Source organism: Piscibacillus halophilus (assembly GCF_900110685.1).
In the GTDB taxonomy this organism is placed as follows: domain Bacteria; phylum Bacillota; class Bacilli; order Bacillales; family Alkalibacillaceae; genus Piscibacillus; species Piscibacillus halophilus.
Map to the genome: position 1 here is coordinate 1 of NZ_FOES01000080.1, position 1282 is coordinate 1282.

1 protein-coding gene is annotated in these 1282 nt (G+C 37.1%); it reads right to left on the reverse strand.

The window, feature by feature from the left end; all coding sequences use genetic code 11:
* On the reverse strand, positions 1 to 1282 hold a 1282-nt coding region (gene istA / locus BMY57_RS15800; RefSeq protein ID WP_091776415.1), incomplete at both ends, for an IS21 family transposase.

Genomic DNA, 1282 nt, shown 5'->3' on the forward strand with positions numbered 1-1282 from the left:
CGTTTGACATGTTCAATCATGTCTTTGAATTCGCCTGCACTAAACAACTTCATCCCTAAACAGGCATTTAATGCTTCTTGCAATACATGCTCATTATTTTGCTCGCATTGTTTAGAAATCATTTGTAATTGATCTCGCATATATCGCGGGAACACTTTTCGTATTTCTGATAAATAAGTGAATGCCTTTAAGGGATCCTTAAATTTATCCGAAACGCTAGTTATGAAAGCATCTATACCCTGAGATCGGTCTCTTGTGTGAGTTCGATCTTGTATTAATTTGCCTCGACTATTTGAAATTTGATGTTTGCCTAATAATTCTCCAGTCTCTTGATGAATGATGGTTAGTTGCTTTTCTTTGATATACAAATGGACTTCCGTACCGTATGGACTGAAAGTTCCAAGAGGAACACTATACCTATTAGCTTTATAGAGTATGGTATTGTCCTTACGGACGACTCTTGGTATACTTGAAATATCTTTGTTAGGTTCAGTGTTGGTCGCACTGAATGATCTAAAGATCGGTCGTAAGTGTTCCTTTTCTAAGTTGAACACGTCGGTCGGTCTTTTTTTCGTGATATTATGAATCTTACCGTTCCCTGTACGAGCCAACCATGCCATAGCTTGCTCATTCCATGAATCGATGTTCGTAAACACTCGGTACTTGGCAAAGTTTTTCTTGATGAAACCAACCACATTTTCTATTTTCCCTTTACTTTCAGGATCAGCTTTTCTACACACATGTAGCTTAAACCTCATATCTTTACGATAAGCTTCAAATGCTGAAGTTAATATTAAATCGCCCCGATTTTCACTGACCACAATTAAGTTATCTTGATCATAAACGATTTCATAAGGGATACCCCCAAAGTATTGAAATGCTCGGTTATGGGATTCAATTAAATCCTTTGTGGTAAAAGGTCGATCTAACCACTCCATGTATTTATACCGTGAATGAGATAGAAGTATGGCGACAAAGTACATCTTCACATCTTTTCCTTGTTCATTTTTTTGAATGGTTTCACCAAAATCTAATTGTGCTTGTTGTCCCATAGGTGTTTCTGGAACAGCCTCATATTGCCTCTGTGTTCTTTCCTTAGGGATTTTATATTCTTGACGTAAAGCCCCAACATAACTACGAACGGTACTTTCACCGATCTGGAAATTAGGATACCTTTCGGTCAACCAATCATAAACTTGAGCAGCTGATAGATCATGATGTTCTCTTAACCAGGAAAGAATTAGATCTTTATGTATATCAAGTTTTTTCTTTCTGTGTTGAG